Here is a 12,693-nt window from a genome sequence, read left to right on the forward strand (position 1 = left end):
CAGCTTTTTTTCATGGATTAATGTTCTTTGATTACGTTGTAGAAGGTATCGCGTTCCAGCGCACGTTTTCCTGCGCCTTTGATCAACCAAACCAACTCATCTACAGTCAGAGCTTGTTGGGTAAGTGCACCGGCTGAGTGGCTGATACGCTCCTCGATCAAGGTTCCGTGAGCATCGGAAATTCCCATTTGCAGAGAAAGTTGTGTGAGCTGGGTACCGATGTTGATGAAGTATGCTTTGATATGCTGGAAGTTATCGAGCATCAGACGGCTGATCGCCATTGTTTTCAAATCATCAATGGCAGAGTTGCGGCGTTTGATACCAGCTGTTGCTTTGATCGGTTGAACAGCCAATGGAATGAACACCATGAAGCCGTTTGTGTCATCTTGCAGCTCGCGCAGGCGGAGCATGTGAATCACGCGCTCTTCCAATGTCTCGATGGAGCCGTACAGCATGGTGGTATGTGTTTTCAAGCCCAACTCATGAGCCGTGCGGTGTACTTGCAGGTACATGTCTGTACTTGCTTTTTCCGGGCTCATTTTCATACGATAGCGCTCAGTCAAAATTTCAGCGCCACCACCTGTAAGGCTTTGAAGACCAGCTTTCATCAGCTCTTGCAAAACCTCGCGGATGGATAGACCGGAAATGCGGGAGAAGAACTCAATCTCTGCACCTGTATACGATTTAATCGTTACATCCGGGTACGCTTTTCTCAAGGTACGAATGGTGTCGAGGTAGTATTCAAATGGCTTGTGCTGGTTATGTCCGCCTACGATATGGAATTCACGGATACCTGGATGGAAGCGCGTTTCTACATAATGAAGCAACTCATCTGTGCTCATCGTGTAGGCACCCTCATCCCCTTCATCGCGGCGGAAGCCACAGAATTTGCAATGAGCTTCACATACGTTCGTTGGGTTGATGTACAGATTTTGCAAAAAGTAAACGTTATCCTGATTCTTGCGATAGTTAACAACGTTAGCCAATTGTCCAATCGTCAAAAGATCGTTGGAATTAAAAAGGGTGACACCGTCTTCCAAGGTAAGTCTTTCGCCATGCATAACTTTTTCTGCGATTCCGGCGAGAGATTTGTCTTGTATGGCAATCGTTTCAAGCGCCATTCCAAACACTTCCTTTCAAAGTCAATGGTTCTTAGATGAAAGAGCTTTAATCCAGTCATACCCAATCGATATTCGTTCCATGGGAGTGGAAAGGCTCTTAGGAATAGAGTAAATCTCGGGCAACAAGAGCACCTATATTATAAACCTCTTGGTAAGTACGAACAATATCATAAGTTCTCCAACTCTCTAGAAGGAAGTTATGGATGTAAAAATATAACAATTACCGTCGTATTTTTGGTATATTTTCGGAAATAAAGGAATTTTTGTTTGCGAAATTCTAGCTGTTCTTGTAAAATATAGTAAGAAAGCCTGATCTATTACTAGGAGGAGCTTCAAATGCGGGACGTTTTGCTCGAGAAAATCGAACTCCTTCGACAGCGTATGGTATATATGGGGTTAGAGTTTGGGTTAGATCATCCAGATGTCCTCGAATACAGTATACAAATTGATCAACTACACAACGAACTGAACCAGATCGATCATAGTCTGTCTAAGGCAGGGAACCGGAAGAAAGCTTATAGATTTTATCTAATGGAAAACAATGCACATTTTGCATAGGAAGGGGAAACCCTTCTTTTTTATTTTGAAAAGAATGAACGCGTAAAGTGCAGGGGAACCTTGTGGGAAGAAGCGTTTCTTAGTAAACTGAATATACTGGTTGTAACAAGTGCAGGAATAATGAGCCTGTGAAGGAGGGAAAGAAGCATGATTACATTGACAGAGCGCGCCAGTCTGAAAGTAAAAGAAATGCTGGCAGCAGAAGGTAAGCCCGATGTGTTTTTGCGGGTAGGTGTCAGAACTGGTGGTTGCAGCGGCTTTACCTACGGGATGGGCTGGGACGAAGAGATAAAAGAAGGCGACGAGACCTTCGAGCAAAACGGTGTGAAAATTGTTGTCGACAAGGACAGCTATCCATACATTAAAGGTACAGAGATTGATTTCAAGGAATCGATGATGGGCGGAGGCTTCTCCATCGAGAATCCGAATGCAGTCGCTTCTTGTGGCTGTGGATCTTCGTTTAAGACGGCACTCGCTGAAGGTAAAGCGGAGAAATGTGACGACTAAGGCCTTTTGCTAGTATTTGGTGATTAAGAGTAATAGAAACCTCTTTGACTTGTGCAGATATTGCGCATGAGTTGAAGAGGTTTTTTTGTTGGGAGTATTCGGTTAAAAAATTTCCAAATCGTGTCACAAAATGACGCCTTTGTTTGTTATACGTGCGAATCGGAGGTGAGAGGGATTGGATCATAACGAAATGGAGCATGCGCTAAAGGAGGTCAGAGCCGGGGATATCGACCAATTTGGTTTGATCATCGATGCGATGCAAAAGCCGTTGTTCGTGTACTGCTATCACATGCTGGGACACCGACAGGAAGCGGAGGATGCTGTCCAGGAGGTTTTCTTGAAAGCATTCGAGCAGCTGGACAGCTATCGGCACACTGTTTCTTTTTCGGCATGGATGTATAAGATTGCGTATCATCATTGTCTGAACCTCTTAAACAGAGCGAAGCTGAATCGTGTGTTCACTTTTTTGCGAGCGGGGATTCAGACGGTCAGTCGCCATGAGGGAGAAAAGAAGGTAGAAGATACGGAGTATTTGAACAACCCTCTTCATGTAGCAATAGCAAAGCTATCTGTAAAGGAGCGTAATCTCCTGATTTTGCGTGTGGTGGAAGACCGAAGCTACGACGAGCTGGCCTTGTTGTTTGATACGAAGCCAGCTACGCTGCGCAAACAGTATGAACGGGCATTGAAAAAGTGCAAATCCTACATGCTCGTGAATGAAGGCGGTGATAGACATGACTCGATCTCAGCAACCCGATGATTGGAAACAACAGTTAACTGCCGCCGCCGATGATTTCGATGTCAAGGAACAGGTCCTTCAAAAAATGAAGGAACAAAAAATGAGGTCGGAGGGGAAGCAAGTGAAAAAAAGATGGGGATTACTTATCGCAGCGATTCTTGTGTTTGGGGGAACATCCGCATATGCAGCCATGAAGGTATACGAATTGAAGAATGAAAAAGGGGAAGCCGTTGTAAAAGTGCAGCAGACTGCTACTCCACAACCGCAAAGTAAATCTGGAAACTGGAAGAGTTTTCAAGATGTAAGGGATTCGCTTAAGCCAGGAGAGGGAGCAGCTGTATATATGGCTGGCCCAGATAATCCGAAAAAACGTGTTTCTTTCACCTATATTCCTGTTATTCATGAATCCACACCGCCACTACAGAAAGAAGTGGGGAGCTTTTATGAGGTACCAGCTGAGCTAGCGGGTGGTTACAAATTTGTAAATGGGCATGTAAATTACCCATTTGATTATAGCCAAGCAGAATTATTCGAAGAAATGTACAAGGAAGCAGAGAACGAGAAGAAGCAAATCGTTGTGCGAAAGGTATCTCCTAAGTCAAATTTTGATAGAGTCTATACGTTGTACAAAGGGAGTGAAGGAAAAGAGCGGGACGGGGACGTATACATCGCCATCACGAATTTTGAAGGTGTGAAATACATCGAGGAAGAAGCAGGACAGGATGCCATCGTAGAAAAAGTGAAAGTGCAAAACTATGAGGGACTGTATATAGCTGGCAAGCTAATGGATGGAACCGAAGAAAAGGTCGTAAAGGTCTATCAAGAGGACAAGAATAGACTCATCGAAGTGGTTGCCATGAATCCTGTTCTGACGAAAAAAGATTTACTGATGATTTCCCAGAATTTAAAATAGATACACCTAACCAAAAATGTAACATTTATCCAGATGCGCGCGTATTTACAAGAGCAGCTCCTTATTGGGGTCTGTTCTTGACTTTTTTAAGGAAAAAGCATGAGTAAGGAGTGAAAAAGGTGGCTGATGTTACGCAAGAACAAAAAGGCTTACAGTGGCTATTGCTGGGGGCATTTGGGATCGGCTTACTGTTTGACTGGATGTTTTACGGTAAAGGATTTGGCATCTCTTATCTATTGTTCGTAATCGGCTTGTATGGTCTTTTTATTTGGCAGGCTAGGCAACGCATTCCTATACGCTTTTCTCGAAAGCAAGTATTCGACTGGATATGGACGCTTCCGATTTTTCTATTGGCCTTTACCTTTTTTCTATTTTCCAATCCGCATTTTCATCTGTTCAACCTGTTTCTGATTCCGTTTTTATTCGTGATCCAAACGATTCTGATCACCAAGCGTCATCAAGCGAAATGGTACGAGGCAGGCTTTTTCATGGAGATGTTGGAGATGCTGCTCCTTTTCACCCCGAAGTATATGCGGATGCCTTTTCGGTTGTCAAAGGAATGGATCAAGGGTAGGGTGAATCAGGAGAAGTATGGGGTGATGAAGAAGGTTTTCATCGGAATCGGCATCTCGGTGCCTCTGCTGGTGATTGTACTCTCCTTGCTCTCGAATGCGGATAGTGTGTTTGGACATTTTCTGGGTCAAATACCGCGAAGGGTCATTGATGTCCATTCACTTGAAGCAATCTTTCGAATGATGCTAATCGCGATCATTACGATCCTCGTGTTTGCTTACATGTATTCTCTTTTCGGGAAACGAGAAGAAGTAGTGGAATTGCCTGTGCCTGAAGAAGAAAAGAAGATCGTCTGGGACGGGGTTATCCTTGTAACGATTCTGGCGATCATCAATATGGTGTACACAGCGTTTACATACATTCAGATATCGTATTTGTTCAGCGGGGCGAAGCGAGTTTTGCCAGATGAATTGACGTACGCCGAGTATGCTAGAAATGGTTTCAATGAGCTGGTGACGGTTACTGTTATTAATTTCTTGATTCTCCTATGTACGATGCACTTTGCATCACGGGCAAAACCAATGCTCTACCGGATCATTCAAGTTCTGCTGAGTATGCTGACGATTTGCACAGGTTTCATGCTCGTGTCCGCCTATTTTCGCCTCTCACTGTATGAGGATGCTTACGGGTATACGCATACGCGGCTGTTAGCTCACGTTTTCATGATCTTTCTGTTTGTGCTGTTTATCCTTGCTCTCTTGAAAATTTGGCGTGACGGTTTCTCCCTGATCAAGTATTACGCGATTGTGACACTAGTGAGTTACGTTATTCTGAATTACATCAATATGGACGTCATCATTGCTAAAAACAATGTACAGCGCTATCATGCGACTGGACACATCGACATCGAGTATTTGAGCGAGCTGTCTTATGACGCCATACCAGTGGTTATGGAGCTTGTGCGGGATAAAAAGGTAGAAGAGAGGTTTATGGAAATGCTACAGGAGCGAAAAGAGATTTTGTATGAGGACAATAGCTGGCAGTCCTTTAATCTCTCGGAGTATCGTGCAAAGGCTTATCTTCCATGAAATGAATGAGGGCGGAGACGAGGTGATCTATCGTCTCCGTTTTGTTTGGAACCAAAAGAGGTAGAACAAGACTCCTCCTGAGATGATGATGACAATAACAATAACTATGGCAAAATAATCATTCCAATTGAGATTTGCTGAAGGGACAGGCACTGTACCAGACCCCAATACTTGCAAGTCTTCTCCTGCATCTGCTTTGAGGACTGTTCGTGTACAGATGTTGGTTTCTAGCTCATTTAGCTCCCCATAAAACGCATAGACAAGATATTCTTGCCCCAATTGAAAAGGAATGCCACATGCACCTCCAAGCCCATCGGTGACAATCAAGACTTGTTGCTGACCTACTCCTTTCCAAGTGGACTGTACCTCGAACATAACGTCAAAACCTTCCCGAACTGGTTTATCCCAAAACGAAAGCATACCAATCCAGTCTGTACGCTCATTCACCTGTAGCACCTTCCCTGTAAAAACAGCAGCAGACAAGTTCTTTGCCGTTAGTGTGTCGGGAGGTCTGGCACAACTACAGGCTGACGTAGGGAAAGGGTGGATGAAAAAGGTAAAAAGAATCGCTATCGAGAAAAGAACTGCTATGGTACCACGATTTTTTTGAAGCATCATGACTGATCCACTCCTATTAACCATAAGACGGGTGAGAAGGGGAATTGTTCCAAAATGATGACGACGATTGTTTTGTGTATCCTGATGGGAATGATATTTTTGGCCTATCATACGACTTATGTCAAAGCAACGACAGTGAAGCTGACACTACCTGGTGTATCTCCCCTTACTTTGATTCACCTGTCTGATCTCCATGGACGAACACGCTTTTGGAATGGAGAGTTGCACAAACTGGTGAATGCTTATGATCCGGATATTGTGATAGTGACGGGGGATTTGACACAGCACAGCGGGCAGTTGACACGTGTGTTGAATGAGCTAGCGAAAATAAAGAGCGAGGATGGGATATTCTTCGTCCCTGGCAATTACGAGAGAGAAGCAGGAAGATTTCGCAAAAAGGCCTATTCCGCTGCTGGTTTCCATTCCCGAAAAGAAGCTTGGCAACAGGTAATGACAGTGTTGGAAAACGAGAGTACCGTGATCGAAAAGGATAGCAGTCGCATTTGGATATACGGCTTCGATAATTCGATTTACGGCAATGAACAGCGTCCTAGGCAAGAGATCCAGCAGGCGAACTTGACGATATTTTTGGCCCACTCTCCCAATATAATCTCATTGATTCACAGTGAGAGTTTGAAAGCTGACCTTCTCTTGACCGGACATACTCATGGGGGACAAGTTCGCTTGTTCAATCGGACTATTGGTGCCTACAAGCATTTTCATGTGGGGCAAAAAGAGGATCAATCCGTTGGCGTATTTGGCATCAGTCGCGGGCTTGGTACTTCAAGACTGCCTGTCCGGCTGAATTGCTTTCCAGAGATCACGGTATACGCGATCAATCGATCATGAGCGCTCGTGTTCATCAATCGTTCCCCAATTCGTCACTGTTCGTTCACACGATCCCAGATTTTGGATTGATTTCATCGAGTAAGATGGAAGTGTAGAAAAAGAAGAAAGAAGGGGTCATTGTGAATAAGAAGTGGGGTCTGTTGGTTTCTTCAGTTGCATTGTCTGCAATGTTGATTACAGCATGCGGCGGAGGCAAGGATCAAGCTGCTAGCACGGATGCAGCGGCTCCTGCAGCGACTACTGGCACACAAGTGAATATCGAAGCTAGTAACTGGAAATTCAATCAAGAAACCTTTGAAGTAAAAGCTGGCGAAGAGTTCACGCTCAACTTCAAGTCGACAGAAGGCTTTCACGGTATTGGTATCCAAGGGCTGGATGTAGACATGCAAAAAGATGGCAGCAAAACGATGAAAATCGATACAGCTGGTGAGTACACCATCTTTTGCAACGTGATCTGTGGACCGGATCATGGAAAAATGGTTGCAAAATTAGTCGTGAAATAATTCGATTCTCTTATTGGAATATAACAACAAACAAGCACTTTGGCCTGCATAGCGGGTCAAGGTGTTTTTTCATTTCAATGGTAGGGACATACTACATGGGTAGCCACTCACGAGTAAGGGAGGGAACCACATGTCCAAGCACAACAACAAAGACAAACGTCCAACAGAAGCATCCGCCGGCTCACGTAGCACTCCTCCGAAAACGGGAGAGAACACCGGGCATAATTTGCGGAAAGAAGATCGATCGTAACAGATAGGCTTAGCAACAAATAGGCAGAAGTCCTCCCATGACGGAGGGCTTTTTTGCTCGTCATATACATGTTTTCGCGATTTTTGCACAAGGTAAGGAGGAAAAGTTTTCAAGTCGGTGATGCGATCCAAAAAGGAGATGAGTGACACTGGATAAGAAACACTACTACGTGACCTTACAAGCAGGAACGACAGTGGCAGAAATCCGTGATGAAAAAGGCTCTGCCACGTACGATTTTGAGATCGAAGCGACTGATGTTCAAGTAGGCATGATGCGAGACTTGTTCAATAACTGCGTCCATGGGGATTTCATGATGTGGATGCATGGGCATACACTATGGTCTGACATGCCGGATCGGGACAACGACGAATACGATGACAACCTGAGGGCCATCTACCAACTCATTTATCAGTATGGCACCGAAAAAACAAAAAGTGATCTCGAGCAAATGGGTCTTGTAAAGCTATTGGGGCTGGATAGAGAAGAGTTGCGCCCTTTTTAACGGATCAATGATAGACGTTTTCTACCAGAAGGAGTGAATCGTATGAAGATGTGGAAACAAGGAATGATGACAACAGCGCTGGTAATGGGTCTCGCCATGCCAGGTGTTGCGTTGGCCCAAGATGTATCGGCAACTGTTGCCCAGGTGATCAAGCCGACTCACAGTCATGATGAGCATGGAGAGAAGCACATGAAGGTGCGACATAGCTCCAACAGAGGCGTTCATCAAAAAATGTACATGCTCTTGCTAGCGGAAAAATATGCACCGGATAGCGTGGAGAAATGGCAGGCAACGTTTAAAGAACGTGATCGTTTAATGAGCGAGTTCGAGGCGCTAAGTGACGACCCGAAGTGGCAGGCGAAGCGTGAAGAACGGAAGCAACTGATTAACAAGCTGAATGAACAGGTGAAAAAGGGCGAAATAACCAACGAACAGATGGAAAAGCAGTTCAAGGAATGGAAAGACAAAAACATGGGGCCAAAAGAAGAGCGTGACGCCCGAAAAGCTCGGATCGAGCAAATGAAAAAAACACACGAAGCTTTTGACTCGGCGATCGAATCTGGCGATACAGCCAAGATTAAGGAGTCACTCCAGCAAATGCTAGAACAAATGCAAGCAAATAATTCTCGCATGGCGGAAAAGCTGGCCATGAAGAAAAAATAACGTTTCGAACAAAAAAAGGACGTGACCGACTTACTGGTACGCGTCCTTTTTCATATCGGTTACAAGCATAGCGGGGGTCCATTCATCCAGGAAGACCACCTGTTCGGTTTGGCAGGAGGGACACCAGCCTGTATGGACGCATTGGTGGCGCGTACGATCTATGTAGCCGTTGTCCATCTTGGCATCGTCTATCTCCCGGTAAGGGCTGTAGCTCCCATAAAAGTCATACAGACGGCCTGCATCTTGCAGAGCTTGACCGCACGTTGAACAGGTTTGTTGGAGCGGTGTGAAGCCATTGCAAACTGGGCAGAGATGATTCAAAGCGTAATCGCCTCCTCGTTGTTGCTTCTACTGTGCACGCCAACAAAAGCGGTTATGCAATGGAATGAAAAATCCCTGTCGCAGCCAACGGAGGCACAACAGGGACGAAACATTTTTACGATTTGAAGTTGTCCATGCTTGAAGAATGACCAGGCTGCAATTTGGCATCCGGATTAAAGTAGGAAACCGCGTTGTTTACAGCGGTAGGGGCCTCACCAAATCCGACAGCGATCAGTTTGACCTTACCAGGGTAGGTTGCGATGTCGCCTGCTGCGAAAATGCCTGGAATGTTTGATTCCATGCGGGTATCGACCACGATGGAGCCTTTTTCGAGCTCCAGCCCCCAGTTCTTGATCGGACCGAGAGAGGAGATGAAGCCGAAGTTGACAATGACTGCGTCGACTTCCAGATCGACTTCTTCTTTTGTCGTGCAATTGGCCAGCGTGAGTTTTTCGATGCGCTCCTCGCCGTGCAAAGCTGCAATTTCGTAAGGTGTCGTGACGTTTACTTTGGAGGACATGAGCATTTCTACACTGTGTTCATGTGCGCGGAACTTGTCTCTGCGATGGATGAGGTATACTTCTTTTGCGATAGGTTCTAGCATGAGGGACCAGTCCAGAGCGGAATCACCGCCGCCAATAACAGCTACACGCTGTCCCTTGAAGGAGTTCAGATCGGTAACAAAATAGTGCAGATTGGATTTTTCATATTTGACGGCATCTGGGTGTTCCAGCCTGCGAGGTTCAAACGCTCCTACCCCAGCAGTGATGATTACGGATTTGGAGTAGTGAGTGCCTTTGTCCGTTGTGATTTCAAACACATCGTCTACTTTTTTTACGACATTTTCCACTTTCTCTTCCAGGCAAACGGTTTGCTGAAAGCGGGAAATCTGATCTTTCAGATTATTGATCAAATCTTGTGCTAAAACCTTTGGAAATCCGGCTACATCATATATGTACTTCTCCGGATAAAGAGCGGATAATTGCCCACCTAGCTGGGGCATGCTCTCAATGATTTTTACACTGGCCTGCCTCATCCCGCCGTAAAAAGCGGTAAATAACCCGGCAGGGCCGCCACCAATGATCGTAATGTCGTAGATTTGCTCGTCCTTTTGCAGAAAATTCAATCCAAAGCACCTCCGAATTAATCGTAAGCGAACTCCTCAACCATTATAACCCATACAAGTGGAAAAACAGGAGAGAAAATTCGAAAGATGATAGGCAAAAAACCCTTGCAAATCCAATCGGTAGCCGATAAGATGAGGATGACTGTAAAGAAATTGTCACATTTTTCTACGTCTGACTTTGTGCATTTTTTCACAGAGTGGTTCGGATGGCAGTACAGGGCAATAATTCCGATACTACAAGGATCATGAAATGGGGCATCTTAATAGGTACCAGACCACGTGAAAAATCGCACAATCTTCCTAAAGTTACCATGAACTATGACATCATACATGATTGGAAGGGATACTGATGGGTACACCCAAAATCCTGATTCTTGGCGCTGGATACGGTGGTTTGCTCACAACGTTGCAGCTACAGAAAAAGCTCAACTACAATGAGGCAGAAATCACCTTGGTCAACAAGCACAACTATCACTACATCACGACTTGGCTACATGAGCCGGCTGCAGGTACAGCACCAGCGGATTATGCTCGCGTCAGTCTGGATGGCATCTTGAACAAAGACAAAGTCAACTTTGTCAAAGGAACGGTGCAAGCCATTCAGCCAGAGGAGCAGACCGTCACGCTCGAAAATGGCGAGGTGCTGGCGTATGACTATCTCGTCATCGGATTGGGTAGCGAGCCAGAAACGTTCGGAATTGAGGGACTCAAGGAGCATGCGTTTAGCATTCGCAGTATCAATGCGGTCCGCAATATTCGCGAGCACATTGAATACATGTTCTCCAAATTTAAAAATGAGCCGGATCGTACGGACTACCTCACGTTTGTTGTGGGTGGAGCTGGCTTTACAGGTATTGAGTTTTGCGGAGAGCTCGGCGATCGTCTGCCAGAGCTGTGCCGAGAATTTGATGTCGATCCTGAACTGGTGAAAGTCTACTGCATTGAGGCAGCACCAACTGCATTGCCTGGCTTTGATCCAGAGCTGATCCAATACGCAATGGATGTATTGGAGAGAAAAGGCATCGAGTTCAAAATTGGAACACCGATCAAGCAGTGCACCCCGGATGGCGTGCTGTTGGCTACCGGAGAAGAAATCAAATCGAAGACGGTGGTTTGGGCAGCAGGTGTCCGCGGCAACAGTATCGTGGAAAAAGCAGGCTTCGAAGTCATGCGAGGTCGCGTCAAGGTAGACGAATATTTGCGTGCGCCTGGTCATGAGAATGTTTTTGTGGTAGGGGATTGTGCCTTGATCTTCAACGAAGAAGGACGTCCTTACCCGCCAACTGCGCAAATCGCGGTACAGGAAGGCGAGACGCTGGGTGAGAATCTCGCTGCCTTGATCCGTGGCGATCTCCCTCAAAAATTCATCCCGCATCTGCAAGGGACACTTGCCTCTCTTGGAAAAGGTGAGGGCATCGGGCAAGTTGGTTCGAAAAAGCTGTTCGGCAGCACAGCAGCCATGATGAAAAAAGCGAGCGACCTGCGCTACTTGTACAAAATTGGCGGCGTTGGTCTCGCACTGAAGAAAGTAAAGCTGTAAAACGATGCGTCACGCGAGCATTCAAGTCCGGGGGCTCATGGTCCGCGAAGAGATGGATCGGTACAATGCCTTGATGGAAGTGGGAGCTTTTCTGGAGGAACAGGGGCGACACGATTTGGCATGGCATGTACAGCGTGAAGTAGATATTCTCATCCTGCCTGCCATCGACCGGCTCAAGGAAAAGGGCCGCGAGAGGGATCGGGAAAATCTACGATACATGATCGATAATGGGCTCCTTGATGACGAGGATGATTGATAGGTACCCCCGGCGAGGAAGAGCCGGGGGTTTCGCTTAGCTAGGACGTGGAAGGAGCGAGCTAGATGCGGGAAGGGAAGGTTTGGCTAGGCGCTTGCGGGATTGTTATCCGCGGGCAAGAAGCACTGGTTGTCAAAAAAACGTACAGCGGACTAAAAGGACAATGGTCATTTCCTGCGGGATTCGTGCAGGAGGGCGAGACTGTAGATGAAGCAGCAGTGCGTGAGGTGCTGGAAGAAACGGGTGTCGAGGCAGTCGTACGACAAATAGCGGGAATCCGTTCTGGCGTCATTCGGGAGTCCATTAGCGACAATATGGTCGTTTTTTGGATGGATTACATAGGTGGGGAGCCGCGCCCGCAGGAAGGTGAGATCGCGGAGGCGAGATTTATGCCGATACAGGACCTGCTTCAAGACCCGCTGTCATCGACTTATTTGAAAATCATATTGCCGGACTATATCAAACGTGAGCAAGGAATGACAGGTCAATCATTTGATATCGATCCCATTTTTCAATACACATCCTATAAAATCTTTAAGTAATACTGCGAATAAGCTAGATAAACCGCAATGTTTCCGCTTACATTGCGGTTTTTTTATGGTTTTTTCGCAATGAACTGTATTGTG

16 protein-coding genes are annotated in these 12,693 nt (G+C 45.9%); 13 read left to right on the forward strand and 3 right to left on the reverse strand.

Annotation, left to right across the window (positions count from 1 at the left end):
• Positions 1 to 17: 17 nt before the first annotated feature.
• Positions 18 to 1,121 (reverse strand): aminofutalosine synthase MqnE, encoded by a 1,104-nt coding sequence (gene mqnE / locus HP398_RS14730; protein ID WP_017251348.1) that lies wholly within the window; start codon positions 1,119 to 1,121, stop codon positions 18 to 20.
• 336 nt (positions 1,122 to 1,457) lie between these two features.
• Here mqnE and HP398_RS14735 point away from each other — a divergent pair, with 336 nt between their 5' ends.
• The 5 genes from HP398_RS14735 to HP398_RS14755 all read left to right on the forward strand — a co-directional run bounded on the left by HP398_RS14735 (position 1,458) and on the right by HP398_RS14755 (position 5,439).
• Positions 1,458 to 1,679, forward strand: a complete 222-nt coding sequence (locus HP398_RS14735) for an aspartyl-phosphate phosphatase Spo0E family protein (protein WP_017251347.1) — start codon at positions 1,458 to 1,460, stop codon at positions 1,677 to 1,679.
• A 147-nt stretch (positions 1,680 to 1,826) separates the two neighbouring features.
• The gene (erpA, locus tag HP398_RS14740) at positions 1,827 to 2,186 is read left to right on the forward strand and encodes an iron-sulfur cluster insertion protein ErpA (RefSeq protein ID WP_017251346.1); all 360 of its coding nucleotides are present in this window, start codon (positions 1,827 to 1,829) and stop codon (positions 2,184 to 2,186) included.
• 175 nt (positions 2,187 to 2,361) lie between these two features.
• Complete coding sequence (locus HP398_RS14745; RefSeq protein WP_173622953.1) at positions 2,362 to 2,946, forward strand: RNA polymerase sigma factor; 585 nt, start codon at positions 2,362 to 2,364, stop codon at positions 2,944 to 2,946.
• Positions 2,921 to 3,838: a hypothetical protein gene (locus HP398_RS14750; protein ID WP_173622954.1), complete on the forward strand. Its 918-nt coding sequence runs from the start codon at positions 2,921 to 2,923 to the stop codon at positions 3,836 to 3,838. Before HP398_RS14745 ends, HP398_RS14750 begins: the two co-directional genes overlap by 26 nt.
• Positions 3,839 to 3,957: 119 nt before the next feature.
• On the forward strand, positions 3,958 to 5,439 hold the full coding sequence (locus tag HP398_RS14755) for a DUF4153 domain-containing protein (RefSeq protein WP_173622955.1): 1,482 nt from the start codon (positions 3,958 to 3,960) through the stop codon (positions 5,437 to 5,439).
• 27 nt (positions 5,440 to 5,466) lie between these two features.
• Here HP398_RS14755 and HP398_RS14760 read toward each other — a convergent pair whose 3' ends face one another.
• Positions 5,467 to 6,057, reverse strand: a complete 591-nt coding sequence (locus tag HP398_RS14760; protein ID WP_017251342.1) for a hypothetical protein — start codon at positions 6,055 to 6,057, stop codon at positions 5,467 to 5,469.
• Positions 6,058 to 6,111: 54 nt separating this feature from the next.
• On the opposite strand from HP398_RS14760, the gene HP398_RS14765 reads away from it, so the two are divergent.
• From HP398_RS14765 to HP398_RS14785, 5 genes are all read left to right on the forward strand, one after another.
• Positions 6,112 to 6,906, forward strand: a complete 795-nt coding sequence (locus HP398_RS14765; protein WP_173622956.1) for a metallophosphoesterase — start codon at positions 6,112 to 6,114, stop codon at positions 6,904 to 6,906.
• A 119-nt stretch (positions 6,907 to 7,025) separates the two neighbouring features.
• On the forward strand, positions 7,026 to 7,409 hold the full coding sequence (locus tag HP398_RS14770; protein ID WP_017251340.1) for a cupredoxin domain-containing protein: 384 nt from the start codon (positions 7,026 to 7,028) through the stop codon (positions 7,407 to 7,409).
• Positions 7,410 to 7,828: 419 nt separating this feature from the next.
• Entirely contained in the window at positions 7,829 to 8,161 is a 333-nt protein-coding gene (locus tag HP398_RS14775) for a hypothetical protein (protein ID WP_328139136.1), read from the forward strand.
• Positions 8,162 to 8,203: 42 nt separating this feature from the next.
• A complete protein-coding gene (locus HP398_RS14780; RefSeq protein WP_173622957.1) occupies positions 8,204 to 8,824 on the forward strand; it encodes a hypothetical protein in 621 nt (206 codons plus the stop codon).
• A 21-nt stretch (positions 8,825 to 8,845) separates the two neighbouring features.
• Positions 8,846 to 9,091 (forward strand): hypothetical protein, encoded by a 246-nt coding sequence (locus HP398_RS14785; protein ID WP_173622958.1) that lies wholly within the window; start codon positions 8,846 to 8,848, stop codon positions 9,089 to 9,091.
• Between the two features lie 169 nt (positions 9,092 to 9,260).
• Here the strand turns inward: HP398_RS14785 and HP398_RS14790 are convergent, their stop codons facing one another.
• Positions 9,261 to 10,271 carry an NAD(P)/FAD-dependent oxidoreductase gene (locus tag HP398_RS14790; RefSeq protein WP_017251337.1) on the reverse strand — a complete coding sequence of 337 codons (1,011 nt, stop codon included), beginning with the start codon at positions 10,269 to 10,271 and terminating at the stop codon, positions 9,261 to 9,263.
• A 349-nt stretch (positions 10,272 to 10,620) separates the two neighbouring features.
• Here HP398_RS14790 and HP398_RS14795 point away from each other — a divergent pair, with 349 nt between their 5' ends.
• The 3 genes from HP398_RS14795 (at position 10,621) to HP398_RS14805 (ending at position 12,609) form a co-directional block, all read left to right on the forward strand.
• Positions 10,621 to 11,811 carry an NAD(P)/FAD-dependent oxidoreductase gene (locus HP398_RS14795; protein ID WP_173622959.1) on the forward strand — a complete coding sequence of 397 codons (1,191 nt, stop codon included), beginning with the start codon at positions 10,621 to 10,623 and terminating at the stop codon, positions 11,809 to 11,811.
• A gap of 4 nt (positions 11,812 to 11,815) precedes the next feature.
• Positions 11,816 to 12,067: a hypothetical protein gene (locus HP398_RS14800; protein WP_017251334.1), complete on the forward strand. Its 252-nt coding sequence runs from the start codon at positions 11,816 to 11,818 to the stop codon at positions 12,065 to 12,067.
• Positions 12,068 to 12,132: 65 nt separating this feature from the next.
• Positions 12,133 to 12,609, forward strand: coding sequence for an NUDIX domain-containing protein (locus HP398_RS14805; protein WP_026043309.1), 477 nt, complete (start codon positions 12,133 to 12,135; stop codon positions 12,607 to 12,609).
• Positions 12,610 to 12,693: the final 84 nt, after the last annotated feature.

This window comes from Brevibacillus sp. HB1.4B, from assembly GCF_013284285.1.
Classification (GTDB): domain Bacteria; phylum Bacillota; class Bacilli; order Brevibacillales; family Brevibacillaceae; genus Brevibacillus; species Brevibacillus porteri.

Bases quoted from the DNA above. Each gene is read 5' to 3' on its own strand.
- HP398_RS14765 (WP_173622956.1), top strand. From the start codon at position 6,112: ATGATGACGACGATTGTTTTGTGTATCCTGATGGGAATGATATTTTTG.
- HP398_RS14800 (WP_017251334.1), top strand. From the start codon at position 11,816: ATGCGTCACGCGAGCATTCAAGTCCGGGGGCTCATGGTCCGCGAAGAG.
- HP398_RS14780 (WP_173622957.1), top strand. From the start codon at position 8,204: ATGAAGATGTGGAAACAAGGAATGATGACAACAGCGCTGGTAATGGGT.
- HP398_RS14795 (WP_173622959.1), top strand. From the start codon at position 10,621: ATGGGTACACCCAAAATCCTGATTCTTGGCGCTGGATACGGTGGTTTG.
- mqnE (WP_017251348.1), bottom strand. From the start codon at position 1,121: ATGGCGCTTGAAACGATTGCCATACAAGACAAATCTCTCGCCGGAATC.
- HP398_RS14760 (WP_017251342.1), bottom strand. From the start codon at position 6,057: ATGATGCTTCAAAAAAATCGTGGTACCATAGCAGTTCTTTTCTCGATA.
- HP398_RS14805 (WP_026043309.1), top strand. From the start codon at position 12,133: ATGCGGGAAGGGAAGGTTTGGCTAGGCGCTTGCGGGATTGTTATCCGC.
- HP398_RS14750 (WP_173622954.1), top strand. From the start codon at position 2,921: ATGACTCGATCTCAGCAACCCGATGATTGGAAACAACAGTTAACTGCC.
- HP398_RS14735 (WP_017251347.1), top strand. From the start codon at position 1,458: ATGCGGGACGTTTTGCTCGAGAAAATCGAACTCCTTCGACAGCGTATG.
- erpA (WP_017251346.1), top strand. From the start codon at position 1,827: ATGATTACATTGACAGAGCGCGCCAGTCTGAAAGTAAAAGAAATGCTG.